This is a genomic window from Methylobacterium sp. E-045 (genome assembly GCF_022829685.1).
Classification (GTDB): domain Bacteria; phylum Pseudomonadota; class Alphaproteobacteria; order Rhizobiales; family Beijerinckiaceae; genus Methylobacterium.
Map to the genome: position 1 here is coordinate 234,288 of NZ_JAKSYE010000054.1, position 26,041 is coordinate 260,328.

Sequence of the window (26,041 nt, forward strand, 5' to 3'; positions counted from 1 at the left end):
CTGAGCCATGATTCAGGCCGCTAACAGCAATACGGGCGTCGAGACCGGCGCCACCACCGACTTCATCACGGTCTTCGTCGCCGACACCATGTTCGGCCTCGCCATCGACCGGGTTCACGACGTCTTCATCCCTGCCGGGGTGACGCCCGTGCCGCTGGCTCCGATGGAGATCGTCGGCCTCCTGAACCTGCGCGGACGCGTGGTGACGGCCCTGTGCCTGCGCCGCCGCCTCGGCCTCCCGGATCGTGCCGACGAAAGCCAGAAGATGGCGATCGGGCTCGAACAGGGCGGCGAAACCTTCGCTCTCGTGGTCGACGGCGTCGGCGAGGTGCTGAAGTTGGGAGGCGACACGCACGAGCCGGTGCCGATCAACCTCGATTCCCGCTGGCGCAATCTCTCCCTCGGGGTGCACCGCCTCGACGGCCGGCTCCTCGTCATCCTCGACGTCGATGCGCTTCTCGCCTTCGGAACGCTGCACGACGTCGCTGGCGCCGCCTGACCTTACAGATCGAGGACAGCCCCATGAAGACCTGTCTCGTCGTCGACGATTCCGCCGTCATCCGAAAGGTCGCTCGGCGCATCCTGGAGACCATGAATTTCAAGGTCGGCGAAGCCGAGGATGGCGCCAAGGCCCTGACGGCCTGCATCGCGGAGATGCCCGACGTGATCCTGCTCGACTGGAACATGCCGACCATGGACGGGTACGAGTTCCTCCGCGCGCTGCGCCAGACCCCCGGTGGGATGGCGCCCAAGGTTCTGTTCTGCACCACCGAGAACGACGTCGGGGCCATCGCCAGGGCCCTGCATGCCGGTGCGGACGAGTACATCATGAAGCCGTTCGACCGCGACATCGTCACGGCCAAGCTCGAACAGGTGGGATTCGGCCAAGAGGCCGATGCCGCCTGACACGGAGGCGGCGTGGACCTTCGGTCTCGCCGGATCGTCGCTGAACAGTTCCCGTCATCACGACGAAGCGTAGAGTTCCATGGCCGCTGCCGCCTCCGTCCCCGTCTTCGCGACCCCTGCGGGAGGCACTGCGAGCAACGCCGCTCGCGTGCGCGTCATGATCGCCGACGATTCGGCGGTGGTTCGCGGCCTCGTCGCCCGCTGGATCGGGGAGGCGGGATTCGAGGTGGTCGCGACCGCCTCGAACGGCCGCATCGCGCTCGAGGCCATGTCCCGCGCCGATCCCGATGTGGTGCTCCTCGACATCGACATGCCGGAGCTCGACGGCACGCAGGCCCTGCCTCTGATTCTCGCCAAGAGCCCGGGCATTCAGGTCGTCATGATGTCGACGCTGACGACGCGCAACGCCGACATCTCCCTGCGTTGTCTCGCCCTCGGCGCCGTCGACTACCTCGCCAAGCCGGAAAGCAATCGCGGCGTCACCACCTCCGACACGTTCCGCGCCGAACTGATCGAGCGTGTCCGCGTGTTCGGGGCCACCCGCGCCCGGCGGCGACCGCATGCCGCTCCCGCCCCCATCGGAGCCGCCCCTGTCGCGCCGGCACCGGTCCAACGCGCGGCGACCCCCTTCGTCCTGCGCCCGAAGGCCCGCACCGGAATCCCGCCACGCTGTCTGCTCATCGGCTCGTCCACGGGCGGACCGCGCGCCGTCGGCGAAGTGCTGGAGAAGATCGGGACCGCGACCCTGCGTCAGTTCCCCGTGCTGATCGTCCAGCACATGCCCCCGGTCTTCACGGCGGTCTTCGCCGAGCATCTTGGTGCCAGAGTCGGATTGCCGGCCGCGGAAGGGAAGCCCGACGAGCGTATCCAGCCGGGCCGCATCTACGTGGCGCCGGGTGGCCGCCATATGGGTCTGCAGGGAAGTCGGAACGACCTCTCGATCCGTCTCGACGACGGGCCGGTCGTGAATTTCTGCCGGCCCGCGGTGGACGTGCTGTTCCACGACGCCGCCGCCCTCTACGGCGCGGCGGCCCTCGCGGTCATCCTGACCGGAATGGGATCGGACGGGACCAACGGCGCACGTTCGCTGACGGAGGCGGGGGCAGCGGTACTCGCCCAGGACGAGGCCACCAGCACCGTCTGGGGCATGCCGGGGAGCGTCGCCAAGGCGGGCCTCGCCCAGGCCGTCCTGCCGCTCGGCGAGATCGGCCCGGCCCTCCGCAACCTCCTGACGGGGCATGCCGCATGACCGACCTCGAATTCGACTTCCTGCGCGGCTACCTCAAGACGCGCTCGGGCCTCGCCCTCAGCGCAGAGAAGCGCTACCTCATCGAAAGCCGGCTCACGCCCGTCTGCCGACGCTTCAACCTCGCGACCCTGCACGATCTCGTCGCCAGTCTGAAGGCGTCGCGCGACCAGAGCCTGGAACGCGCGGTGGTCGAGGCGATGACCACGAACGAGACCTTCTTCTTCCGGGACCGGGTCCCCTTCGACCTGTTCCGGGACGTGCTGTTGCCGGAAGCCCTGGTGCGGCGCGCGAGCCAGCGCCGCCTGCGGATCTGGTGCGCGGCGGCGTCCACGGGACAGGAGCCGTATTCCCTGGCCATGCTGATTCAGGACGCGGCGCCGCGCCTCGCCGGCTGGCAGGTGGATATCGTTGCCACCGACCTCTCGACGGAGGTGCTGGAAAAGGCCAAGGCCGGCCTCTACAGCCATTTCGAGGTGCAGCGCGGCCTGCCGGTGCAATCCCTGCTGAAGCATTTCGAGCAGGTCGGCGATCAGTGGCGGATCTCCGCGAGCCTGCGGCAGATGGTGGATTACCGACCGCTGAACCTGCTGCATTCCTTCGAATCGCTCGGGGCGTTCGACATCATCTATTGCCGTAACGTGCTGATCTATTTCGACGCGCCGACGAAGGGCGACGTGCTGGGGCGCCTCAGCTCCAGCCTGACCCCGGACGGCGTCGTCCTCCTGGGCGCCGCCGAGACGGTCATCGGTCTCACCGACCGGCTCGTGCCGCACCCGCAGCATCGCGGGCTCTATGGCCAGGCGCCGAGCGCCGCACGGCCGGGCCTGGCCACTCAGCCGCAGCCCATACTGCGCAAGGTCGTCGGATTGTAGCCCGCGACCCGCCGGTCGAGGGCCACGAGGCCGGGAAACGGCGGAGGAGCAGCACGCCATTCCGAACGATCTTTGTCCCACCCGGTCGACGCGCTGGGCTCATGCATCGTCGATGCATCGGGGGGCACAGATTGATGATCGGCCCTCACGGGAGGCTTGCGGGCATGAAACGAGATGCGCTCTCGTATTGTTCTCCGTAGGTTCGGATGGCGATGCTCAGGATCATCAACCGCTCGCTGCCCGGCCTCGGCCAGTGCTACAGCCCTCCGGGCGAGGGGCCATTCCCCGCCGTCATGGTGCTTCACGGCTCCGAGGGTGCTTGGTCCGGTTACAGCTACCTGTCCGCCTCCATCCTGGCGGCACATGGATTTCTGGCCGTCCCGTTCGGCTACTCGGTAGGTGGCAACGCCTGGAATGCGGGCAACATCCTGAACGTGCCCCTCGATCGGACGGCCGAGGCCCTGGCGACACTTCATGCCCTGCCGATCTCAGGCAAGGTCGGCCTCTACGGCGTATCCCGGGGTGCCGAACATGCCCTGCTCGTCACCGCACTGATGGCGCGGGACGGCGTTCCGGGTCTCCCCGATGCCGTTGCCGCCCATGCTCCTTCCGACGTCATCTGCGGCGCGTTCATCGGGGCAAATTGGCGGGACAGCGGAGATCCTGGCTGGCAGAGCTGGGATCCGGCCCAGCGTGCTTGGACATGGCGGGGGGTATCGGACGATCTGCTGCCAACGCTGCCGATCGAAATCGAACGGTACGAGGGGCCGTTGCTCCTGACGCACGGGATGAACGACACGATGTGGTCCGTCTCGATGACCCAGCGCCTGGAAACGCGGCTCCGGCAGCACGGCCGCGCACCGGAGGTGCACTTCCTGGCGGAGCAAGACCACACCCCCGTGGGTGAGGATGAGAATGCTTACAACCGACGTCTGATCGATTTCTTCCATCGAGCGCTGGGCGTGGTCCTCTGCCATCACCGCATGGGAAGGGCCGGATTCGAGTTAGAACCGTTCGTGCTGCCCCTGTTCGCCGAGATGAAGTGTTCGAGAGCATCGCCCAACAAAAAAGCCCCGCTCACGCGAGGCCTTTTTTTCGAGTCCGAAGTGGATGGGATCAGACGGCGATCCGCTCTTCGCCCTCGTTCGGCTCGCGGAGCACATAGCCGCGTCCCCAGACCGTCTCGATGTAGTTCTTGCCGGAGGAGGCGTTGGCCAGCTTCTTGCGCAGCTTGCAGATGAAGACGTCGATGATCTTCAGCTCGGGCTCGTCCATGCCGCCGTAGAGGTGGTTGAGGAACATCTCCTTCGTGAGGGTCGTGCCCTTCCGCAGCGAGAGGAGCTCCAGCATCTGGTACTCCTTGCCGGTGAGATGGACCCGGCTGCCGGTGACCTCGACGGTCTTCTGATCGAGGTTCACGATCAGGTCGCCGGTGGTGATGACCGACTGGGCATGGCCCTTCGAGCGGCGGACGATCGCATGAATGCGAGCGACCAGCTCATCCTTGTGGAACGGTTTGGTGAGGTAGTCGTCGGCTCCGAAGCCGAGGCCCTTCACCTTGTCCTCGATGCCGGCCATGCCGGAGAGGATCAGGATCGGCGTCTTGACCTTCGCCACGCGGAGGTTGCGCAGCACCTCGTAGCCCGACATGTCGGGAAGGTTCAGGTCGAGAAGGATGATGTCGTAGTCGTAGAGCTTGCCGAGGTCGATTCCTTCCTCGCCGAGATCCGTCGTGTAGGTGTTGAAGCTCTCCGACTTGAGCATCAGTTCGATGCTCTGCGCGGTCGCGCTGTCGTCTTCGATCAGAAGTACCCGCATCGTCGGTCCCCAGCCCAGCCGGCCGTATTCAGCGTTCGGGCAAGCCCCCGCCGTTCGTCCACCACCGGCCCGTGGCGGACGCTCCCTCGTCATAGACGTGAAACGCTAATGGTTAATCGTTAACAAAACCTGATTCTCGGTGGCAAGCACAGATTTGAATGTTCCGGTAAATGATGCTGCGGCCGATCGGCGATCCAGCCCCGAGAGGTGAGGGGCCGGCGCAAGCGTTACACGAAAACATTCAGCTAAGCACTTGATAGATTTGCCTTCAACGACAGCTGTATCTCAACTGACACGCCCAAGCGATGCTTCGTATCCGGAACGGACGCGTGTCCGCTGACGAATGGCGACGGACCGCTTCAAGCCCGATGTACGCAGTGTTAAGGAGGGAGGTAAATGAAACGTTGAGAGACGCGCAGATGACGGACCGGGCCCGCGTTTCTTCCACGCTCAATCTGGCTTCGGCCCAGGCCGCCCTCGCGGGCATCCAGCCCCTGGAGACCTTTGGTCGCGTCGTGGCCATCAAGGGACTCCTGGTCGAAATCGCCGGGCCGGTGGCCGCCATGCGGCTCGGGGGACGCCTCGACATCATGGTGGAGAACGCGGGAGGCGCCGTCCCCTGCGAGATCATCGGGTTTCAGGGTGACCGGGCGCTGGCGATGCCGTTCGGCTCGCTCGAGGGCGTCCGCCGCGGCTGTCCCGCCATGGTGCGCGACGAGGCCGCCGGCGCGATCCGCCCGTCCGCCGGCTGGCTCGGGCGGACCATCGATGCCCTCGGCCGTCCCGTGGACGGCCTCGGTCCGCTGCCGCCGGGGCCGGCCATCTACCCCCTCCGCGCCGACCCGCCGCCGGCCCATGCCCGGCGCAGGGTGGGTCCGCCCCTGGATCTCGGCATCCGCTGCATCAACACCTTCATCACCATGTGCGCCGGTCAGCGCATGGGCATCTTCGCCGGCTCCGGCGTCGGAAAGTCCGTCCTCCTCTCCATGCTCGCCCGCTACACGGCGGCGGATGTCGCGGTCATCGGCCTCGTGGGCGAGCGCGGGCGCGAAGTGCAGGAGTTCCTGCAGGACGATCTCGGGCCCGCCGGCCTCGCCCGTTCGGTGGTGGTGGTGGCGACGTCGGACGAGCCGGCCCTCATGCGGCGCAACGCGGCCTACGTCACCCTGGCCATGGCGGAGTATTTTCGCGATCAGGGCGCGCAGGTCCTCTGCATGATCGATTCGATCACCCGATTCGCTATGGCCCAGCGCGACATCGGCCTCGCCGCCGGCGAGCCGCCCACCGCCAAGGGCTACACGCCGACGGTCTTCAGCGAATTGCCGCGCCTGCTGGAGCGGGCCGGACCCGGAACGGGGCAGGGCGCGATTTCGGGCCTGTTCACGGTCCTGGTGGAGGGGGACGACCACAACGAACCGGTGGCAGATGCGGTACGCGGCATCCTCGACGGCCACATCGTCATGGAGCGCGGCATCGCCGAGCGGGGACGCTATCCCGCCATCAACGTCCTGCGCTCCGTGTCCCGGACCATGCCCCGATCCTGCGATCCCGCCCATTTGCCCACAGTGAGGCGTGCGCGGCGCATCCTCTCCACCTATGCCGACATGGAGGAGCTCATCAGGCTCGGTGCCTACAGGGCCGGCGCGTCGGCGGAAGTCGACGAGGCGGTGGGGTTGATGCCGAGTATCGAGGCTTTTCTGGGTCAGAGTAAGGAAGAAGCAACCTCGATAGGCGAGGGTTATCAGCGGTTGGCAGCGATCGTCGGCGGCGCCTGAGTGACGGACGGAGCGTCGTCTCTTGTGTCTCCGGCGGCGACGGTGTCGGCCTTTCGTGCGTGGCGTGGAATGGGACCATCAATATGAAATCGCGTGACACGTTGATCCGGCTGCGCCGCTTTCAGGTCGACGAGAAGCGTCGGCGGGTGACGCAAATCGAGATGATGATGGCCGATTTCAACCGCATGGCGTCCGAGCTCGACCGTGAGGTGGCCTACGAGGAAGGTCGCGCCGGCATCACCGATACCGGCCATTTCGCCTATCCCACCTATGCCCGCGCCGCCGCCACGCGCCGGGACAACATGCGCCAGTCCGCGCTCGCCCTCGAAGGCCAGCTGACCGACGCCAAGGCCGAACTCGGCGAGGCGTTCGAAGAGCTCAAGAAGATCGAGATTCTCGAGGATCGCGAGCGCACGGCCGAGCGCGTCGCCGAAGCGGCGCGCGACCAGGCGGCCATGGACGGTATCGGCCTCTCCCGCATTCGCGCCTGACCAATCAGCGAGGCGGACGGCACGAAGTCGTCATCTTCGCATGACATCTGTCCGGGGAATGCCTTAGCCGGCCGTCTCGCTTGCGATGCTCAACGCGGTCGTGCAGGTAGGCGGGGCTGTGGGGGCATGACCGGTTCGCAATGAAGACAATCAAGGATTTCGCCTGGCCGCTCATCGGCATCCTGGCGATCGCGATCTCCGGCTACTTTCTCTATCAGGAGCTGAAGACCACATCGATGGCGGCGGTATGGGGGGCCATCGTCGCCATCCCGCCCCACCGCATGGCTCTGGCGGGTCTGTCGACCCTCGTCGCCTATGCGGCTCTCGCCTGGTACGACCGGATCGCACTGCTGCATCTCGGTGTGCGAGGGATCTCGTGGTTCTTCGTGGCGGTGTGCTCGTTCACGACCTACGCGCTCTCGCATAATATCGGCGCTTCGGTCTTCTCCGGTGCCCTGGTGCGCTATCGGGCCTACACGGCCAAGGGCCTCTCGGCCGCCCAGGTGGCGGTGCTGGTCGCCTTGTGCTCGTTCACCTTCTTCCTCGGGACGATCCTGCTCGGTGGCATCGTCCTCGTGGTCGAGCCGCAGCTGCTCTCGCGCCTCAAGGGGATCCTGCCCGGGTTTCTCACCGACCCGAAGACCGCGCTCATCGTCGGCATCGGCCTTCTCGCCTTCGTGGCCCTCTACGTCGCCGGGTCGATCCTGCGCCTCCCGCCGCTCCATATCCGCAAGTTCAAGCTCGAATATCCGCGTCCGGCAGTCATGGGGCGCCAGCTTCTGGCCGCGCCCCTCGAACTGCTCGGCGCGGCCGGCATTCTCTATTTCGCCCTGCCGGAGGCGGTGAATCCCGGCTGGATCGCGGTCATCGCGATCTTCCTCGCCTCCTTCTCCGTCGCCCTGGTCTCGAACGCGCCGGGCGGGCTCGGCGTCTTCGAACTCGTCTTCATCACGGCGATGCAGATCACCGATCCCGGCCAGAAGGATGCGATCATCGCGGCCGTGATCGTGTTCCGGGTGTTCTATTTCTGGATACCGGCGCTGATCTCGGTGGTGGTCGTCCTGCTCTACGAGCGCTCACGCCTCGCCGACCTCGCAAGGGCGCCGCAGGCCTCCGCCGTGCCCGCCCCCCCGGTCGTCGCACCGGGCCTCGATCCCGGCAAGATCGAGAAGAAGCTGGAGAAGAAGCCGCTCTAGGGTCCGGATCGGCCCCGCTCGCGACAGCGGCCCCATACCGGGACGCCACCGCCCGGGCAGCCGACCTTCAGGGTCAGTGCTCCCGGCGCTTGGCAAATCAGGATCGGGAGCGGCGCGTTGGAAGCGGAGACGCGCTCCGGAGGGGACGGCTTTACCCGATCGGGCCTGGCATCGCGTGCGGTTTCCCTCACACCGAGCCCACCGTCCGCAACCGGGCGCGCGGGTGAATCTCCGCCTGGCTCATCACGGCGGTCTCGCGACGGAAGCGCTCGATGATCGAGCGCACGAACGGCCGGGCCTGGACCGACGTGACGAGGACCGGCATCTCTCCCATGCGCGCGGCCTGTTCGAAGCGGTCGCGCACCGTGTTGACGAATTCCGACAGCTTGGACGGCTGCATGGCGAGGTAGCGCTCGTCACGCTCGCCCGCGATGGATTCGAGGAAGGCCTGCTCCCAGGCCGGTGACAGGGTGATGATCGGCAGCATGCCGTCAGGCCCCTGGTATTGCGCGCAGATCTGGCGGCCGAGGCGGGCCCGGACATGCTCGACGATGTCGCGCGGGTTCTTCACATGGCCCGCCACCTCGGCGATGCCCTCGACGATGGAGCCGAGATCGCGGATCGAGACCCGCTCGGCGAGGAGGAACTGCAGCACGCGCTGGATGCCCGTGGTGCCGATCTGCGAAGGCACCACCTCCTTGAGGAGATCGGCATGGTCCTTCGAGAGCTCCTTCAGCAGCTTCTGGACCTCCACATGGTTCAGCAGTTCCGACACATGCGCCTTGATGATCTCGGTGAGATGGGTCGAGACCACGGTGGCGGCATCCACCACGGTGTAGCCCTTGAGCTGGGCCTGATCGCGCAGGGACGCGTCGATCCAGGTCGCCGGCAGGCCGAAGGTCGGCTCCAGCATGTGCTGGCCGGGCAGCTGAACCTGTCCGCCCATCGGGTCCATGGCCATGAACTGGCCGGGGAAGATCTGCCCCATACCGGCTTCGATCTCCTTCACCCGCACGACGTAGGCGTTGGATTCGAGCTGGACGTTGTCGAGGATGCGGACCGAGGGCATGACGAAGCCGAGCTCCGCCGCGAGCTGACGGCGCAGGGCCTTGATCTGGTCCGTCAGCCGGTCCTGGCCCTCCTGTCCATTGACGAGGGCGAGGAGCGCGTAGCCCATCTCGAGCTTCAGGTCGTCGAGCTTGAGGAGATCGGTCACCGTCTCCTCCTTGGCGGCCTGGGCCGCGGCCACAGCGGTGGCATCCATCGGCGCGCCATCGGAATCAAGGGGCGGAGCCTCGCGGGCGAGCTTGGCGAAATGCCAGGCCGCATAACCCGAGGCGCCCGCGAGGGCGAGGAAGGGCAGCATCGGCATGCCCGGAAGGAACGAGATCAGCACCATCACGCCCGACGACATGCCGAGCGCCTTGGGATAGTTGGCGAGCTGCTTGCCGAGCGCCTTGTCGGCCGAGCCCTTCACGCCGGCCTTCGAGACGAGGATACCGGCCGCCGTCGAGACGATGAGGGCCGGCACCTGGCTCGCGAGGCCGTCGCCGATGGTGAGCAGGGTGTAGCTCTTGGCCGCCGCGCCGAAGGGCATGCCCTGCTGGGCCACGCCGATGATGATGCCGCCGATGACGTTGATGAAGGTAATGAGGAGCGCGGCGATCGCGTCTCCGCGCACGAACTTGGAGGCACCGTCCATGGCGCCGAAGAACGAGGATTCTTCCTCCAGCGCGGCGCGGCGGGCTTTCGCCACCTTCTCGTCGATGAGCCCGGCCGAAAGGTCGGCGTCGATCGCCATCTGCTTGCCGGGCATGGCGTCGAGGGTGAAGCGGGCGGCGACTTCCGCGATACGGCCCGAACCCTTGGTGATGACGACGAAGTTCACGATGATCAGGATCGCGAACACGATGATGCCGATGACGAAGTTGCCGCCCATCACGAAGTTGCCGAAGGCTTCGATGACGTGGCCCGCCGCCGCCGTGCCCTCGTGGCCATGACCGAGGATGAGGCGTGTGGAGGCGAGGTTCAGGGCCAGCCGCAGCAGGGTCGCGACGAGGAGGAGGGTCGGGAAGACGGTGAATTCGAGCGGGTTGTCGATGAACAGACCCGTCATCATGATCAGCACCGAGATGATGATCGAGACGGCCAGCAGCAGGTCGAGCAGGAACGCGGGCAGCGGAAAGATGAGCACCGTGAGGATGCCCATCACGGCGGTGGCGAAGAACAGGTCCGTGCGCTTCGAGAGCGCGGTCAGGTTGGCACGGTTCGGGATCGCGAAGCTCGCGAACTGCGAGACGCTCATCCCCGGAGCCGGCGCGGCGGCGCCCGTCTCGCTCATACTCGAACCCTCGTGTCCCACGCGGACCCGGCAAGATTTGCCGAGTTCAGGGTTAGCGAACGGTTAACGGGACGGGGTGAAGGGCGATAAATCCCATCTTCGCGCGCGCCGATCCCGAGCCGGGGGTACCCTGGGCGATCGCGTGTCCGAGGCCGGGGCTATCAGGCGATGCTGGATCGTCCCGATCGTCGGTCGTCGGTCTGCTGGTCCGGCGCTCCAAACGGGCAGGCGGCGTCGCAGCCATACGTTCGGTGAGCGTGATCTCGATGCGGTCACACGGCCCCGCCTTCGGCCACGGCTGTCCCGGTGCCGATGGGACACAGGCCTACGGCGGCAGCCGAGAAATCGCATGTTTCCTCACCGGATCGGTACGCGGGTCCCTTGCACGGTGGGAACGCGGCTTGTACAGCACGCCACTCGCTCATCGCGACCGCCGAAAAAGCTGGCAGCGACGGGAGAGACTGGAGGGGTGGCCGAGTGGTTGAAGGCGCACGCCTGGAAAGTGTGTATACCGGAAACGGTATCGCGGGTTCGAATCCCGCTCCCTCCGCCATTTTACCAAGTCAAGCCATTGAAATTGCTGCGGAATTTGGCCTGACAACTAGCGACCACCGCCAATTTACCCCACATTTTGTAGCGGCTTGTGTCGGCTAAAGTTGGATCGCGCTGGACTTCGCCTCGCGCGCGCGGGGCCGAGCGCTTGGGGTGCATGCAGCCTTCTGATCAACGCGACTTTTTTGCCCAGTGGCGCTGATCCCCGGCAAGGAGGTCTCGTTTAAATAGCGAGCAAGCGCTCAATGCACGCAGCGACATCGGATCACTGCCTGCATGAACGTCCCGCAGTCCGGTTTAGGAATAACGTGTGCGTGGCAGCCTGATGAATCGGCTTAGGAACGGGAAGGCACTGCGCGGATGGCGACCAGCAGGATAGACCTCGGAGGCACGGGCTCGCCGGAGGCGCTCGTCAAACGTATCCTACATGCCGAAACGAACCTTCTGGTACCCGTGCCGATACAGGAGATATGTGTACGCCTTGGGATCCTCAGGACCGAGGACCTGGACACTGAGGAGTGCGAGGGCGGCCTCGTCACCAACGCGAATCGGATCGAGCCGAACTCGGACGAGCGCGTCGCACCAGGCGCTGAGGCGCGGCTGACGGAGGGTCGCGCATGGCGAGCGCGAGGCCCGGTAGGACGCGAAGGCCGGCCCGCGATGGCTGCGGCGGCCCGATGACGACGATGGTTTCGCGGCGAGCAAGATCGTCCGCCGCAGCGGCGTCCAAGGCGTCCGGTGATCACTCTTCCGGCGTGGAGAGAGCGATCCTGATCTTCATGGGCCTGCCATACGGCCGTATGAAATCCTGGCGGAAGCAGCTGAAGCGATCATAGTTGAGGATGCCCTGGGCGAAAGCCATGGTCGCGTCGTCCGTATCGACGACCTTGGTAGGCGTCAGCCGAGACCTCGTTCCGGAATGGTGAGCACCGTGATCACTTCGTCCGGTCCGCTCTGGAACGACTGCTCCTTGACCTCGTACCGGTCGCATCCCCGGAAATCGAACCAAGCGTCCGCCCCGATGGCTCGGGGGAAGGTCTCTTCGGCGGCGCTGCGATGCAGGAGGCTGTAGGCGAAAGTCTCCGGGTCGAGGTCGCTCTTGAGCCTCCACCAACCCGGCACAATCGGCGACGGGATCGCCCAGCGACCGCTCGAGACGCTGTCCCTCACCACGACGATGGGAAACCGTCCCGTCTTCGCCATCTTCAGGACGGTGGCGGTCTGGCTTGCGTTGAAGTCGCCGGCCACGTCGCGGAGGTTCGAGAGCAGGACGCGCGGAAGCTTCGCGACCACAGGCCTGAACAGGTAGTCCGGCAGGATCAGGTCGGAGGCGAAGTCGTCCGCCTGACGTTCCGGGTCCAACCTTCCGAGGCGGGAGTTCCCAATTTCCTTCGAGGTGCAAAGCAGCAGTCGGTTTCGGTGAAGGTGCCAGTGGCCGATTTCGTGCCCGAGCGAGAACCGGCGCCTGACGGCAATGCTCTCGCTGTTGACCGCGATCACCGCGCGACGGCCGTTGCCGACGATGGTGGCCTCGCAACGATCCATCGGCCTGAACTTGACGACGGCCTCAAGGGAATAGGCGATGGCCTCAAGGTCGATCTCCGAGGGGCTCGACACTCCCAGACCCATCAGGACCCGCTCGGCCGCGCTCGGCCTGCTCACCGTTCTGATCCCTCGTCGTCCTCTCGTTCGAGCCGTTCGAGGTCCGCGAGATCGTCGAGAAGACCTTCCTCGTCGCGCTTCGACAATCCCTCCGACTTCCGCGCCGCCATCATCATTCCCGACGCGCCGGGCGCGTTGCGCTTCATCTCGTCCAATCTGGTTCTTTGCCGCTGGACGTCGGCGAGCGACACGACCGGGGGAGGCGAACGGAACGCCGCGACGCCTCGCTTGGCCGCGGCTAGCCGGCGTCGGCCGCATTCCGCCTCCGCATTGGCGACGGCCCGTCGTGCGGTGGCGACCGCCTCGTCCGGGGAAGATCCTACCTCGCGTAACTCCGCGGCGATCTCGTCCTCGGATGAGGCGAGGATGTCGTAGAGTATGGCGTCCTCGATAAGTTCATCAGGAGCGGGTCTTGGCCTCTTGGACGAGCTCATGTCAGCCATCCTTCGGGATCGGAACCCAATCTCTTCCTGATCTTCCTCAACGCATAGTGCACTTGGTTGGACGAAAGCCCGGTCGCCGCCTGCAATTCGGCGCCACCCTTCAGACCGTCCGCTATCCCCATGATCACGTACTGGACATCCTCGTCGTCCGCGAAGATCGAGAGCGCCGTTGCCACCACGTTGGGCCTTTCCCTTTCCATGACAGCGGCCTCGGGGTCCGACCCCGCGGCCGCCAACGTATCCGCGTGCGTGCGCATCGCTCCGTTCTTGCCCGCGATGACCGGCGTATCGAAGCCGTCGTGCCTCGCGAGGGCGTTGCGGCGATGGCCGCCGATGCTTCGCATCATCATTGCCACGGTACGCAAGAAGCCCACGTCGCGGGGGCAGCGGCGCTGCCGTTCGAAGGCGCTGCAAATGGCCTCTTGCAGGAGGTCGCCCTCCGCGAAATCGGTCCCCGCGCGATAGCGCCGCTCGATCACGATCAGCTTCTGCCGGTCCAGATCTGTCAGGCCCTCGATGGCGGCCCTGACCTCCTCGTCCGTCAGATCCTGGTCGTCTGGCCGGGTCTCTTCCCCGCCATCCATACCGCTCCCCCGATCATTTGTGCCGGGCTCGGGCCCGTTCTCGGAATTATTTCTCGGATCAAATCCGAGAATCCCGCCTCGGCCGGCACTCACGATCAAGATGACACCCCGGCGGCCAAACGCAACCGAGAGGCGCGGTCGGACACACAGAAGACGGAGAACATGGATGGAGGGCGAAGATGGATCGACGGTCGCCGAACCCAGCGTGGCGCGCAGGCCCTACAGGGTGTTGAGCCTCGACGGCGGCGGCATGCGTGGGACGTACACGGCGACCTATCTCGCCAAGCTCTGCGAGACCTACGCGACGAGGCGCGGCACAGGCCCACTCGACCTCGGCGCCGCCTTCGACCTGATCACCGGGACAAGCACGGGCGCCATCGTCGCGTGCGCCTTGGCCAAGGGTGTGCCGCTCGGTGAGCTCGTCGAACTCTATCGAAAGCACGGCTCCCAAATCTTCCGCCGCCCGGTGCCCTCCGGGCTCATGGGTGTGCCGGCCGACCTTTTGTGTCGCCCCTCGGCCCTGGCCTCCGGCGCTAAGGTCTTGCGCGAGGCGCTCGAAGAAAGGTTGGGCAAGATGACTATCGGACAGGTGTGGTCAGAGCGGGGGATCGCACTGTCCGTGCCGGCGGTGGAGATCAGCCAGCACCGGGCCTGGGTGTTCAAGACGCCGCACCTGCCAGGATCGAACCACCGTGACGACGACACATCCCTCGTCGACGTCTGCATGGCGACGAGCGCAGCGCCGATCTTCAGGTCCATGTCCGAGATGGCCTACCAGGACGGGGCCGGAAAGGGGCGCCGCGTGTTCGTCGACGGCGGGCTCTGGGCGAACAACCCAGTCCTCGTCGGCCTCATCGACGCGTTGGACATGACCGAGCCGGGACAGGAGATCCAGATCTTCTGCTTGGGCACCTGCCCGATGCCGGCTGGGGAACGCATCCCGCCCGGCGCGCTCGACCGCGGGCTCGGTGAGTGGAAGTTCGGGGGGAAGGCGGCGGAGCTGTCTATCGATGCGCAGCAGTTCGCCTACGACCACATGGCGATGAAGATCGCCAAGCACGTCAGTCGCCCCTGCACCATCGTCCGCTTCCCGAGCCAGAAGGTGCCGGCGACCCTGCTCCCCTACCTCGGCCTCGACGACACCCGGGAGGAGGCCATGGACGCGCTAGTCGACCAAGCGCGGACCGACGCCGACATGACCAACAGCAAGTGCGCTTACCGGAGCTCCGACCCGGAGGCCGAACTCATCTGCCAGTTGTTCGAGGCCGCTCCCGAGCGAGCCCCGGGCACGGGCGCCTAAGCCAGGAGGCGAGACATGTACGATTGCTCCGAGAACGTCCTCGGATACCACGACGACGAGGTCACTCTTCCCGACGCCGACCGCAAGACCATGCAGACGCGACGGGATACGAACCGTCAGCGGCTGCGGGACGGCCTCGAACGCGACGGGAAGCCCGCCGTCGAGGAATGCAGGTCCCAGGGCAGCTACGCCATGAGGACGATGCTGAGGCACCACTCGAACGACTACGACATCGACGACGGCGCCTACTTCCTCAAAGAGGATCTGGTCGGGCCCCAGGGCGGCAAGATGACGCCGCGCCAGGCTAAGGAGATGGTCAGGGACGCCGTGGACCACGGCTTCTTCAAAAGGCCGCCCGAGGTCAGGAAGAACTGCGTCCGGATCTTCTACTCCGCGGGGTACCACGTCGACATGCCCGTCTATCGCCGGGTGACGACGACGGACGCCGGCGAGGAGAGCTACTATTACGAACTCGCTGGCGGGTCCGAATGGAAGCGCTCGGACGCCCGGGACGTCACCAAGTGGTTTGAGGAGGAGCGGACGAAGTCAGGCGATGCGAGCCAGTTCAGGCACACCGTCCGCCTCGTCAAGAAGTTCGCCCGGAGCCGCGACAGCTGGGGCAGTCACATCCTGAGCGGGTTCGGCATCACCAAGCTGGTCGCCGAGAAGTACCGGCGACACTCGGACCGTCACGACAAGGCGCTGTACTACACGATGGAGGCCATCCGGGATCGGTTGACCCTGTCGGAGCGGGTCGAGCACCCTGTCACGCCGAACGAGACGATCACTTCGCACCCGGATGGGTCCTACTGGAACGACCCGAAGGCGGCTTTTCTCCGCGACAAGCTCACCGACGCCCTCGCGAAGATGGATCGTCTATTCGCGGCCGACTGCACCAAAAAGGAGGCCCTGCAGTGCTGGGACAAGGTGTTCGGCACCACTTATTTCGTCGACGGCTACAAGGAGGAACAGGACGATGAGGCGCGCTCCTCCGCCAACCTCGCCGCGCCGGCCGTGCTGTCTTCGGGACTGCTGATCCAGCAGGGGTCCACGGCGCTGGGCGCCGTCAAAAAGGAGGGTGGCGGTCGCCATGCCTGAACATGCCTCCCGGCGATGGCGAGCGGCGGTCGCCGCGGTGCGCTCGCGGCTTCGCGCGTCGCACGGCGGCGAGCCTGTCGAACTTGGTCGGCAAGAGCTGTCGACCTACAATTACCAATGGCAGATCGTGGCCGGCTGGCGCATCGAGGTCTCCTTCGGGGAAGCCGCACCACGCCGCATGGACATCCTGATCCCGCGAATGTTCCCCCTCGCAAGGCCGCGGTTCGCGCTCGTTGACCGGCCCCCGTTCCTCGATTGGCCGCACGTCGAGCGCGACGGAGTACTGTGCCTGCTGCCCAACATGACCGACGTCGACCCCTCCGACCCGGCCGGCGTCGTGGTCAACCTCTTGTCGCGCGCCGTCCGTCTCGTCAGCGAATTGATCGACGGGAACATCGTCGAGCGCGACTTCCGTGACGAGTTCCTGACGTACTGGCGCTACGACGTGAACGCGTCGGACGCCCGGCTGACCAGCATCATTCGCGTCGAGCGGCCCTCCCGGGAGATCCGGGTGTGGCAGGCTCCGGACATCAAGCTCCTGGGCGAGGACGAGGAGCAGGTCTCGGGCTGGCTCCGCAATCGGTTCGGGGACGCCGCCCTCCGCCGGAACCGGGCGGAGCGGGCCATGCTGATATGGCTCGACCAGCCCCTCCTACCCTCAGAATATCCCAAGACGGCCCGGGACCTGCTGCTCGTCGCGGAGCGGGCCGGACCGGACGTCGCCGGGCGCCTCGCCCAGATCGCCATGGCGCGGCAGGACAACATCGTGGTCGTCATCGCGGCGGACGGCAGGGTCGGCCCCGGGCTCGTCGTCGTTACGGTCGCCGCACCCGGTCTCGCTCGGGCCATGCCCCAAGGGGCGGCGAAGCTCGACCGCGGTTTCCGCCCCTCCAAGCTGCCGGCGGCGGTGCTGGTTGACCGCTACTTCGGCTCCGAGCGGGTGCGTCGCGACGAGCCGGCCAGGGCCGATGCACCATGGGTCCACGGTCGTGGCCGCGATCCGAGAATGGGGAAGCTCGCCGGAAGCGTCGTGACCGTACTGGGCTGCGGATCGGTGGGAGCCCCCGTGGCCGTGGGGCTGGCGCAGGCCGGCGTCGGGCGGATCAACCTCGTCGACCACGATGCGCTGGCCTGGGCCAACGTCGGTCGACATCCCCTCGGCGCGTCGTCGGTCGGCAAGAGCAAGGCGGAGGCCTTGGCGGCGAAGTTGCGGATGGACTACCCCCACTCGACCTTCGACGCCTACGCGACGAGCGCGGCCGGGATGATACTGGTTTCGCGGGGCGTACTGCTCGAAAGCGACCTGATCGTCTCCGCCATGGGTTCCTGGCTCGCCGAGAGCCAGTTAAACGATTGGCACTGCCGCGAGTATCGGCCCATGCCCATCGTCTATGGCTGGACCGAAGCCCATGCGTCCGCGGGCCACGCCGTCGTGATTGACCGCACGGGAGGGTGCTTGCGGTGCGGGGTCGACAGGACGGGGATGCCCACATTCCAAGTGACGGTGTGGCCCGAGGGCGGTTCGGGAGCGTTGGAGGAGCCAGCGTGCGGGGCGCACTACCAAGCGTACGGGCCGATAGAGTTGGGGTTCGTCACCGGGCTCGTCTCGCAAGCGGGGCTGGACTGCCTGCTGCGCAAGGCGGGTCACTCGAGGCATCGGCTGTACGCAGCCCGGCGCGGCCTTCTGGATGACGCGGGGGGCTCATGGAGCTCCGATTTCGTGACGTCGTACCCGGGACGGGAGGAGGGTGGCTTCATTGTGGAGCGAGACTGGCCTCATGCGGGCTGCGCTCATTGCGCCCAGGCTGTCGCGGCGTGATCAGATGCGGGATAGGCCATTCCGGGCAGGTGCTGACGTTCTCCGCCGGGGCGGTCGCCAAGTTCTCGTGTCATCGGCAGACCCGCTGGTATCACCGCGAGGCCGGCGGGCAATTGTTCGCGCGCTTCTCGGGGAACGAGGTCGTCGTGGAAGTCGCGACCGGACCTCGATGGCGCGACCGCCGCACCCGCCACAGCTACGAACCGCACAGGCCATCGGAGCAGCGGGAGATCGACCGGCATCATCGACGTGGCTTTCACTTCGTCGGGGATTGGCACACGCACGCGGAGGAGAGGCCGCGCCCGTCCGCGCTCGACTTGGAGAGCATGGCTGAGAGCTTCGCTCGTTCGTCGCACCGATTGAACGCGTTTGTGATGGTGATCGTGGGCACGGAGCCGCCGCCGGATGGGATGATCGTCTTCGCTTGTAACGCGACCGCGGCCTACGAACTATCCGTGTAGCGCCGGAAGGCCGTAGCGCTGCCCGATTTGCAGACCAGGATCGCCCCGGCGGACACGCGACCTCTAGAGAAGATCCTGTCGGTCGGGCCTTTCGTTCGTGCGTCTGCTCCTCTCCTGTGAGCAGACCTATGAGAAATTGGATGCGAAGGTCCGCTAATGGCGCAATGCGAACGCCAGCTTCGTCGAGTGACATCGGGGTATACCCTGCTGTGACGTAACATAGCCGGCGCCGGTCATCGTAACATCTGGGTTGACACCGGCTATTTGTGACAAGGTAGCCTCGGGCCTAAAGCTTGAGGTTACAAAACATGGCCCGCATCGGTTACGCCCGCGTCAGCACCCTCGATCAGGACCTCGACGGGCAGGTCACCCGGCTGAAGGTCGAGGGCTGCGGGGTCATTCGTTCGGAGAAGGTCTCCGGTGGCAGCCGCGACGGTCGAGCCGAACTGGCGACCGTGCTCGAGTTCCTTCGACCGGGCGACGAACTCGTGGTCACGCGCTTGGACCGGCTCGGCCGCGCCACCCGAGACGTCCTCAACCTCATTCACGAGGCCGAGCAGCGCGGCGCCTATGTCACCGTGCTCGACCCGCATGTCTCAACCCGAGGCGAAATGGGTCACGTCGTTCTGACGGTGCTTGGCATGGTGGCGCAGATGGAGCGACGGTTCATCAAGGAGCGCCAGCGCGAGGGCATCGAGCGCGCAAAGGGCCGCGGCGTTTACGCCGGCGGCAAGCGCTGCCTCGACCGCCAACGGATTAAGGCGATGGCTTCGGCAGGCGATGGGGCCGCGGCGATTGCTGTGGCCTTGGGCTGCTCCCGCATGCAGGTTTATCGGGTGCTACGAGAAGCCTGAAGGAGCGACGGTAGCACGCTATGCCGATTTCCTGGACGGGCGATAAGCGGTCGTTGAGCTGCCCGATGCATGTGGGTATGCCATCGGCAACGGCTCGTTGCCACGCTCGATCACGGCTATCTCGCGCCGCTCCTTTTCGGAGAGAGAGTATGTTCACTCACGTCATGATCGGCAGCAACGACCTGGAGCGGGCACGGTGCTTCTACGATGCCACATTCGTCGCGTTGGGAGGGAAGCCCGGCGTGACGGACCCCAGGGGCAGGCTAATTTACGCCCACGAGGGCGGGCGACTGATGATCACGAAACCCATCGATGGCAAGCTGGCGACCGCAGCCAACGGCGGAACCATCGGTATAGCCGCAGTGAGCCGCGAGCATGTTTTGGCGTGGCATGAGGCCGGCACCGCGCATGGTGGCACCGCCATCGAAAGCCCTCCCGCAGAGCGCCCGAACGGGTCCTTTGTTGCTTACCTTCGCGATCCGGACGGAAACAAGCTCACCGTACGGACCCAGGCTACGGAGTGACAAAATCCATGGTCGCCATCACTCTGCTCGGCGTCGAAACCGAGGGAGAGGGCTGACACTGTGCGTCCGAGAAGGGTGGATAATCACCGTTGGCTCGTCGCCGAAAAACAGACGTTCGGCTTAGCACTCATCCCGGTCATTCGGGCGCCTCTGCTGATATCTCTGCAGCGGACATCGACGGATCTAGACTTCTTCGCACCCGTAGGGGGCAGAGCAGCGGTACCAAACTTAATGTCGTCCCACGCCGACAATCATGGTCCATCGAACGCCGAAGACTGCGTCGACTAAGTCGGAACGCACCAAACTGATCCTGGCCCCGTGCATTCAAGAACGATGCTCGTCAATCATGCAGTTCGTTGGGGAAGCGAGGCCGCTAGTGCCGGCATCGGTCGACGCGCGAAGACCGAATGACGCAGATCTTATTCGCGCTTCTTTAAGGGCCGACGGCGCCCTCTGTCAGCGTGACTGGGCCATCGCGAACGAGGGCAGCTGTCTCATCACTAACGAAGTATAACGACGGAACTAGGAATGAGTGAGTTCCTCTTCGTAAGCGACGACATAGTCCGTGCTGGACGACGCTTTCGGGCACTGCAGAGTCTGGCCGCGTTCACGATCTGGGACCTCTACGACCCTCCCGCACTGCTGCATCAGGCCAGCATCATCGTCAGCGACGTCAGCGAGCTGTCGGCCGATGCGGTCTCGCGCCTGAGGACCCTCCTCGGCCGGGTGCGACCCCCGAATGGTCGCCTCGTATTCGTCTTGCACGAGGATGGGCCCCGTGCGCGGGCTTATGCCGAGGTCCTGGGGGCGACGGCGGTCGTCCCTGCCTCGGATTTAAAGACGTTATCGGTTCTGGTCGAACGCCTCGTGGTCGAGGGGGGTAGTGTTCCCCTGTCGGCCCAGGTGCATGCGACCCGCGCGCGCAATTTCCTGCGGGAGACCTTCAGCACTGGCATCCTCACACCCGACGAGGTCGCGAACGGCACCGAGGTCGTCGCGCAAGCCATCGGCGCAAGCGGTGTTTACAACTGGATTCGCGCCGTGCGCGAGTTCGACGACGCTACGCATCAGCACATCCTGCTCGTGGCGGGTCTGGCCGCGGCATTCGCCGGCACGCTATGTTTTTCCGCCATCGATAGGCATACGGTAGTCAAGGCGGCGCTGCTACACGACGTGGGCAAGACGCGGGTTCCAACTGCGATCCTAAACAAGCCCGGCAAGCTTGACGCGGCGGAGATGGCCGTCATGCGCACCCATGCCGCCGAGGGCTATTCTATGCTCGCCAGCCAGGGGTTTGAGGACGCCATGCTCCGCGTCGCACGCTCGCACCACGAGATGCTCGACGGTTCTGGTTACCCGGACGGTCTGCGCGGCGCCGACATTCCGGACCTCGTGCGCCTGGTTACGGTCTGCGACATCTACGGAGCCCTCATCGAGCGGAGACCCTACCGGTCCCCAGTGAGCAACGTTTCTGCCTTCGCTGTGTTAGAGCGAATGGCCGGCCGCATCGACCCCGACTTGGTCCGCGCATTCAAACCGGTCGTGATATCACCCATCGAAGAAGGTTTTTCGGCGTTCGCGATTTAGCCACGCCTCCGCGCCATTGCTTAATCCATCGCGGTGACCTCGGCGTCCCATGTCCATCTGAATCGTGACGAGCCACGCGACCGAAGAATGCAAGCTTTCGGTTTTACCCACTCTGAACGACCGCGTGATAGTAAGGCGCAACGGACTGGGGGCCGTCCGGCATGAGCGAGCAGTTACCTAGCAGGGAGGCCGTAGAGGCGGCACTGGTACGACCGTGGCACCGCCTCGGCATGGGGGCCGATCTCGAGGCACGCTTCGACCGCGCCACCGTCCATGCTCGCACGACGAGGCTCCGGCACTTCCTGGGCTTCGCCCTGTGCGCCGACATCCTGGCAATCGCGTTGGACGCCTGGCACGGCGCGCTGCCGTTCGGGCTCGCCATCCGGTTGGGCGTCGTCGCACCCACGCTGCTAGTCGGCCTGTTGCTCCTCTCGCCGCGGCGCCCATGCTGGCAGCAGGGATTGCTCGCGGGCGTCCCGGTCCTCAGCGGGCTCGTGAGCATAGCGCTGATCGGCCTATTGCTCGGCGGACGCTACGCGGAACTCTACCTCTCCGCGGCCGGCATGGCGGCTTTCTTCGTCAACGCGGCCATGCCGCTGCGCTTCGTGCACACAGCCGTGCTCGCTGTCGCGAACATCGTGGCGACTGTGAGCCTCGCCGTCATGCTGTGCGTCCCCCAGGACCTCGCTGAGATCCTCGCCACGTTGGGCTTCAACTCCGTTGTCATCGTGCTGACCCTCCCGATGAACTTCAATCGGGAGAGGGGCATCCGCGACGTCTATCTGCATGGGATGAGGGAAACCCTGCAGGGAAAGGCCCTCGCCGAGGCGAACGCCGAACTGTTGCGATTGTCGACTACAGACCACCTGACCGGCTTGATCAACCGGCGAGCCTTCCATGCCCGGCTTGGTCAGGCGTCCGAAACGGCTCCCGGGGAAAGCAGGGACAGGAACTGGTTCGGCGTGTTGATGGTGGACGTCGACCACTTCAAGGCCTTCAACGATAGTGCCGGACACGGTGCCGGGGACGAATGCCTTCGTGCAGTCGCCGGAACGCTTGCTGCAGAGCCTCTCGTCTCGGAGGGCACCGTCGGCCGCCTGGGCGGAGAGGAATTCGCCGTGTTGGTGCCCGGTGCCGACGGGGACGCGATTTTGAAGGCGGGAGAGGCCATTCGTCGAGCCGTCGAGGAACGAGCTATCCCACACCCCGGATTTGGCGGCTCCCGGCCCGTAACGGTGAGCATCGGCGCCTCCGCTGCACAGGCCAACGGCGACGCCGCCACGGGTACTCGTACGCTGAAGCGTGCCGACGATGCACTCTACGTGGCGAAGGCTTCAGGTCGCAACACGGTGGCATTTGCCGCCGACCTATCCGAAGCGGTCCCCATTGCAGTTGCAGCAGCGGCTTGACAGGTGATTGATCCGAACGGGGCGAGGCGTGAAATGGATACAGCCTAGCTCGTCTCGTTCTCGAAGGCGTCGGTTGCAACGCCCTGGATTGTTGAGCCTCGGGTTTGGCAGCAGCATGTTCGCATTTGACGCCCACCCGCCCGCCGGCAAGCAGACATTTCGAACGCCCGCTTGGGGTCGTGTGCAGACGGTACCGACCGTCAGATTTCCACCGCCACACCCATCTCCGTAGGGGGGCTGACAGCCCAGCCTTCAGCGGTACTGAACCCAGTTCGATGTAGTGCCGTCCCTCTTCAGGGACAGCCCACCACGCGTGATGGAATAAGTGGTGGTCCCGAAAATCTCCGGCTGCTCGACATCGTCGATAGTGTGTGAGCCATCGACCTCCCAGGCGGCTTGGCTGATGCGCCGAACGGCGTTGATCTTCTGCGGAAACTCGAAGTCGCGGGTACCGGTCCGTTCCTGCAGTGAGATCGTCAGCACGCCATACTCGTCATAATCAGGCTGATTCCGCTTGGGGGCTTTGCAGGCGCGTCGGTCGTCGAACCAACGCCCCAGCAGTTCGCGTGGGTACTGTGCCCCAGGATCGCGATAGACGACACTCCATGACGCCTCGGGCATGGTGCCGGGGCACAGGGCGTTGTAGGCGGTCGCAACGGTCACTTCATTGGATCGGGTCGAGCCGTCGAGCCACTCACCGCTGGCGATGTCCTGAAACAGCCATTGCCGATCCGCATCGATATGGATGTCGTCCGGTGAACCTAAAGGCTTCTCGGCAAGGCGATAGCTTCGGTTATCGAGCGTAACCGTCTTTCTGTAGCAGTTCGCTTTGGCCGTCTGCGTTTCGTCGGGCATGCTCGCGACGCAGGCCGAAACATCGTCCCAGTTCTCGTCCCCTTTGACCTTTTTGCAATAGCTCAGCCGTTCTTTCGGCCCCGCGCGGAACACGCCGGTGGCCGCGTCGGAGCCCTGACCCTTCAGAGCTGTCGCCGCGAGTGCCGGGCTGTGATCGGGCTCGATCCTGATGTCGGAAAGGCGCTCCGTGAAGCGTAGCGGCAGCTTGAACGATACGACTTTGAACGCCCCGGCGCTGGTCCAGCCGGTCTCGAACACTGGGTGCTCGACCGCCACGAGCTTTGCAGGGTCGCTGGCATCGGGGATGTCTACGGGCTTCATCGGGTTGCCCCGGATCACGATGCGGCAGCCCGGCTCGCTCGTGATGGCGGTGCGACGCGGCTCGCCCACCGGCGTCGTGAGGATGCGCTCGTAGGCGGCCCTGTCCGCGCAGAACAGGGTTGGCGCGCTGGTCACGCACCAGTCGCCCGGCTTGCACCAGCCGCGCCCGGCCGGCGTCGGTCGCGGTGTAATGCCGATGGCGGTGACATCTCCGCGCGCGAGGTAGTAGCTCGATTGAAACGGCCCGCCACTGCCGAACAACACGGCGATGGGGCCGGTACTGGCGACGGCCGAGCCGACCTCGCCTGTATTACCCTCGCCGACCTGAACGCACTTGGCGGCCGATTTGGCCTCGGGTGAGCCGAGTGTAAGATCGGCCGCACTCGGGCATGCCCAGACCGGTGGTCCCGGCCGCACGGCGCAGGAGCCAGGCCCCCGGCAGGTCGTCGTGCTACCAGCGGGAGCGAACACGCCCATCGGGATGTAGCCGAGATGCTTGCCCTTGTCGGTCGCGTACATGACCTGCGCCGATTTCGTCGCCTCGACGGCGAGCCACCGATGGGCCGGTACGATCTCACAGGTTCCAGCCTGGACCGCGGCAAGGCCTAACTGCTGCCCCCGATCCGACCCGGCCTGAGCAATCGCCAGCGCGACGTCGAGGCTGCACGCAAAGGTCGCCTCCGGCAGGCGGCATTCGGACCCGGCTTCGCAAGTCGGGGGTATCGTAGCGGGAGTGATTGACTCGACGGCCCTGGCAGTCTGCGCCGGAAGGAATGCCCCGGCCATAGTGACCAAGAGTAGCGCGATCTTGGCACGAGCCGATATGATAGTGACCCCGTGCATCCTGTGCAGGGTGTGCGTCACGACCACCCCGACGCCGTCTCTGAGCAAGGCGGCGCGCATCAGAAGTCCTTTTTCACGGTGCGGCTGTCGGGGTAGAGATCACCGTATCGCTCACGCAACCAGCCTACGGCTATCGCGCAAAAACGGCGCCCCTGTTCGGTGTAGGTCCGTTCCTTGACGTTGCCCCGACCGGTATAGACCAACTCGGCGATATCGTCGTTCGCCGCTGCTTCTTCGCGATTGGCGGTCACCCAGCGTTCGTTGGTTGCGAGGCTGGGCTCCTTCTGCAGAAGCGCCGCCTCAATGCCCTTCACCTGCGCTTTCGCCTCTTCCATCTGCTGCGTCGTGAGATAGACGAGGGCGAAGCCAGCGCGGCTATCGAAGCACTGCCGGGCAGCGAGATAATTTCGGTAGGCGTCGAGCAACATCGTCGTGGGCTTGGCGGCTTCCGCGAGCATCTCTTCGAGGGCGCGCTGTTTCTCTTCCGCGGTGGATGGGCCTTGCTGCGCCGATGCGAAGTTGATCGAGGCAGCCAGCGCGACGGCTGATATGAGCGCAGTGTAGACACGATGATACGACATTCGGCTTCCTTCTCATCTCACGGGGTTAAGGGGGCGACCGGCGCCCTTGCCTGGTAGGCTACAGTCCGCGAAGCACCGCGCTCTTCAGGGCGCGATGCTCAGGTTCGTCGATGTGGCCAGCGGTGCGGAGATCGCCGAGGCGTTCGAGTTCCCGCACTGCATCGGCCGGCGAAAGGGCGGGCCGCGCGTGTCCGCCATTATCCCCGTGAGGGGCCGCCACGAGGGCGACCCGCCGGGTGTCGTTGACGAACAGGTTCAGTCCCGACTCACCGCCCTGCGAGGCGCCGGGCGGCTCCGGCCGATGCACTGCGTGCAGCGCCCAGGCCACCGTCACGACCCACCCGACGATCGTTCCGCCGAACAGGCCGTTGACCGCCAGGATGATCCAGCGGTTGGGATGGCGCCGATGAGAGGCAATAATCGACGTTAGGCCGCAGACGGCCACGCAAACGCAGACCGCGACAAGGCCCCAGGCGGTGTCGTCGCTCACGCGCCGCTCG

23 protein-coding genes, 1 tRNA gene and 1 pseudogene are annotated in these 26,041 nt (G+C 65.6%); 17 read left to right on the plus strand and 8 right to left on the minus strand.

Annotated elements, in window-relative coordinates; translation table 11 throughout:
- Positions 1 to 10 precede the first annotated feature (10 nt).
- From MKK51_RS06975 to MKK51_RS27535, 5 genes and pseudogenes are all read left to right on the plus strand, one after another.
- A complete protein-coding gene (locus MKK51_RS06975; RefSeq protein WP_243975954.1) occupies positions 11 to 499 on the plus strand; it encodes a chemotaxis protein CheW in 489 nt (162 codons plus the stop codon).
- 23 nt (positions 500 to 522) lie between these two features.
- On the plus strand, positions 523 to 906 hold the full coding sequence (locus tag MKK51_RS06980; protein WP_243975907.1) for a PleD family two-component system response regulator: 384 nt from the start codon (positions 523 to 525) through the stop codon (positions 904 to 906).
- Positions 907 to 985: 79 nt separating this feature from the next.
- Positions 986 to 2,155 (plus strand): chemotaxis-specific protein-glutamate methyltransferase CheB, encoded by a 1,170-nt coding sequence (gene cheB, locus MKK51_RS06985; protein ID WP_243975908.1) that lies wholly within the window; start codon positions 986 to 988, stop codon positions 2,153 to 2,155.
- Entirely contained in the window at positions 2,152 to 3,027 is an 876-nt protein-coding gene (locus MKK51_RS06990; RefSeq protein ID WP_243975909.1) for a CheR family methyltransferase, read from the plus strand. Before cheB ends, MKK51_RS06990 begins: the two co-directional genes overlap by 4 nt.
- Positions 3,028 to 3,581: 554 nt before the next feature.
- Positions 3,582 to 3,893 (plus strand): annotated as a pseudogene (locus tag MKK51_RS27535) (acyl-CoA thioester hydrolase/BAAT C-terminal domain-containing protein); the annotation flags it as partial.
- Between the two features lie 250 nt (positions 3,894 to 4,143).
- On the opposite strand, the gene ctrA reads toward MKK51_RS27535, so the two are convergent.
- Positions 4,144 to 4,845, minus strand: a complete 702-nt coding sequence (ctrA, locus tag MKK51_RS07000; protein WP_018042682.1) for a response regulator transcription factor CtrA — start codon at positions 4,843 to 4,845, stop codon at positions 4,144 to 4,146.
- Between the two features lie 419 nt (positions 4,846 to 5,264).
- Between ctrA and fliI the strand changes: the two genes are divergently transcribed.
- From fliI to MKK51_RS07015, 3 genes are all read left to right on the plus strand, one after another.
- A complete protein-coding gene (gene fliI, locus MKK51_RS07005; protein ID WP_243975910.1) occupies positions 5,265 to 6,620 on the plus strand; it encodes a flagellar protein export ATPase FliI in 1,356 nt (451 codons plus the stop codon).
- An 83-nt stretch (positions 6,621 to 6,703) separates the two neighbouring features.
- Positions 6,704 to 7,111 (plus strand): flagellar export protein FliJ, encoded by a 408-nt coding sequence (gene fliJ, locus MKK51_RS07010; protein ID WP_027174293.1) that lies wholly within the window; start codon positions 6,704 to 6,706, stop codon positions 7,109 to 7,111.
- Positions 7,112 to 7,251: 140 nt separating this feature from the next.
- Complete coding sequence (locus tag MKK51_RS07015; protein WP_243975911.1) at positions 7,252 to 8,307, plus strand: lysylphosphatidylglycerol synthase domain-containing protein; 1,056 nt, start codon at positions 7,252 to 7,254, stop codon at positions 8,305 to 8,307.
- Between the two features lie 187 nt (positions 8,308 to 8,494).
- Here the strand turns inward: MKK51_RS07015 and flhA are convergent, their stop codons facing one another.
- Entirely contained in the window at positions 8,495 to 10,648 is a 2,154-nt protein-coding gene (gene flhA, locus MKK51_RS07020; RefSeq protein ID WP_243975912.1) for a flagellar biosynthesis protein FlhA, read from the minus strand.
- A gap of 463 nt (positions 10,649 to 11,111) precedes the next feature.
- Between flhA and MKK51_RS07025 the strand changes: the two genes are divergently transcribed.
- A tRNA-Ser gene (locus MKK51_RS07025) sits at positions 11,112 to 11,201 on the plus strand.
- 896 nt (positions 11,202 to 12,097) lie between these two features.
- On the opposite strand, the gene MKK51_RS07030 is transcribed toward MKK51_RS07025, so the two are convergent.
- Genes MKK51_RS07030 through MKK51_RS07040 form a run of 3 tightly spaced genes read right to left on the minus strand, consistent with a single transcriptional unit; the run spans position 12,098 to position 13,889 of the window.
- Complete coding sequence (locus tag MKK51_RS07030; protein ID WP_243975913.1) at positions 12,098 to 12,862, minus strand: ImmA/IrrE family metallo-endopeptidase; 765 nt, start codon at positions 12,860 to 12,862, stop codon at positions 12,098 to 12,100.
- Positions 12,859 to 13,296, minus strand: a complete 438-nt coding sequence (locus MKK51_RS07035) for a hypothetical protein (protein WP_243975915.1) — start codon at positions 13,294 to 13,296, stop codon at positions 12,859 to 12,861. The genes MKK51_RS07030 and MKK51_RS07035 overlap by 4 nt, the downstream gene beginning before the upstream one ends.
- Positions 13,293 to 13,889, minus strand: a complete 597-nt coding sequence (locus MKK51_RS07040) for a hypothetical protein (RefSeq protein WP_243975917.1) — start codon at positions 13,887 to 13,889, stop codon at positions 13,293 to 13,295. The genes MKK51_RS07035 and MKK51_RS07040 overlap by 4 nt, the downstream gene beginning before the upstream one ends.
- 166 nt (positions 13,890 to 14,055) lie before the next feature.
- On the opposite strand from MKK51_RS07040, the gene MKK51_RS07045 reads away from it, so the two are divergent.
- The 8 genes from MKK51_RS07045 (at position 14,056) to MKK51_RS07080 (ending at position 22,941) form a co-directional block, all read left to right on the plus strand.
- Complete coding sequence (locus tag MKK51_RS07045) at positions 14,056 to 15,189, plus strand: CBASS cGAMP-activated phospholipase (RefSeq protein ID WP_243975919.1); 1,134 nt, start codon at positions 14,056 to 14,058, stop codon at positions 15,187 to 15,189.
- Positions 15,190 to 15,204: 15 nt separating this feature from the next.
- Positions 15,205 to 16,287, plus strand: a complete 1,083-nt coding sequence (locus tag MKK51_RS07050; RefSeq protein WP_243975921.1) for a cyclic GMP-AMP synthase DncV-like nucleotidyltransferase — start codon at positions 15,205 to 15,207, stop codon at positions 16,285 to 16,287.
- Entirely contained in the window at positions 16,268 to 18,106 is a 1,839-nt protein-coding gene (locus MKK51_RS07055) for a ThiF family adenylyltransferase (protein ID WP_243975923.1), read from the plus strand. Before MKK51_RS07050 ends, MKK51_RS07055 begins: the two co-directional genes overlap by 20 nt.
- Positions 18,107 to 18,135: 29 nt before the next feature.
- A complete protein-coding gene (locus MKK51_RS07060) occupies positions 18,136 to 18,567 on the plus strand; it encodes a Mov34/MPN/PAD-1 family protein (protein ID WP_243975924.1) in 432 nt (143 codons plus the stop codon).
- A 308-nt stretch (positions 18,568 to 18,875) separates the two neighbouring features.
- On the plus strand, positions 18,876 to 19,421 hold the full coding sequence (locus MKK51_RS07065; RefSeq protein ID WP_243975925.1) for a recombinase family protein: 546 nt from the start codon (positions 18,876 to 18,878) through the stop codon (positions 19,419 to 19,421).
- A 149-nt stretch (positions 19,422 to 19,570) separates the two neighbouring features.
- Positions 19,571 to 19,945 (plus strand): VOC family protein, encoded by a 375-nt coding sequence (locus tag MKK51_RS07070; protein ID WP_243975926.1) that lies wholly within the window; start codon positions 19,571 to 19,573, stop codon positions 19,943 to 19,945.
- Between the two features lie 528 nt (positions 19,946 to 20,473).
- Positions 20,474 to 21,532: an HD-GYP domain-containing protein gene (locus MKK51_RS07075; RefSeq protein ID WP_243975927.1), complete on the plus strand. Its 1,059-nt coding sequence runs from the start codon at positions 20,474 to 20,476 to the stop codon at positions 21,530 to 21,532.
- A gap of 161 nt (positions 21,533 to 21,693) precedes the next feature.
- A complete protein-coding gene (locus tag MKK51_RS07080) occupies positions 21,694 to 22,941 on the plus strand; it encodes a GGDEF domain-containing protein (RefSeq protein WP_243975928.1) in 1,248 nt (415 codons plus the stop codon).
- A gap of 252 nt (positions 22,942 to 23,193) precedes the next feature.
- Here MKK51_RS07080 and MKK51_RS07085 read toward each other — a convergent pair whose 3' ends face one another.
- The 3 genes from MKK51_RS07085 to MKK51_RS07095 form a co-directional block, all read right to left on the minus strand.
- Positions 23,194 to 25,020, minus strand: a complete 1,827-nt coding sequence (locus MKK51_RS07085) for a hypothetical protein (RefSeq protein ID WP_243975929.1) — start codon at positions 25,018 to 25,020, stop codon at positions 23,194 to 23,196.
- Positions 25,020 to 25,541, minus strand: a complete 522-nt coding sequence (locus tag MKK51_RS07090; RefSeq protein WP_243975930.1) for a hypothetical protein — start codon at positions 25,539 to 25,541, stop codon at positions 25,020 to 25,022. Before MKK51_RS07090 ends, MKK51_RS07085 begins: the two co-directional genes overlap by 1 nt.
- A 58-nt stretch (positions 25,542 to 25,599) precedes the next feature.
- On the minus strand, positions 25,600 to 26,041 hold a 442-nt coding region (locus MKK51_RS07095), incomplete at its 5' end, for a superinfection immunity protein (RefSeq protein WP_243975932.1).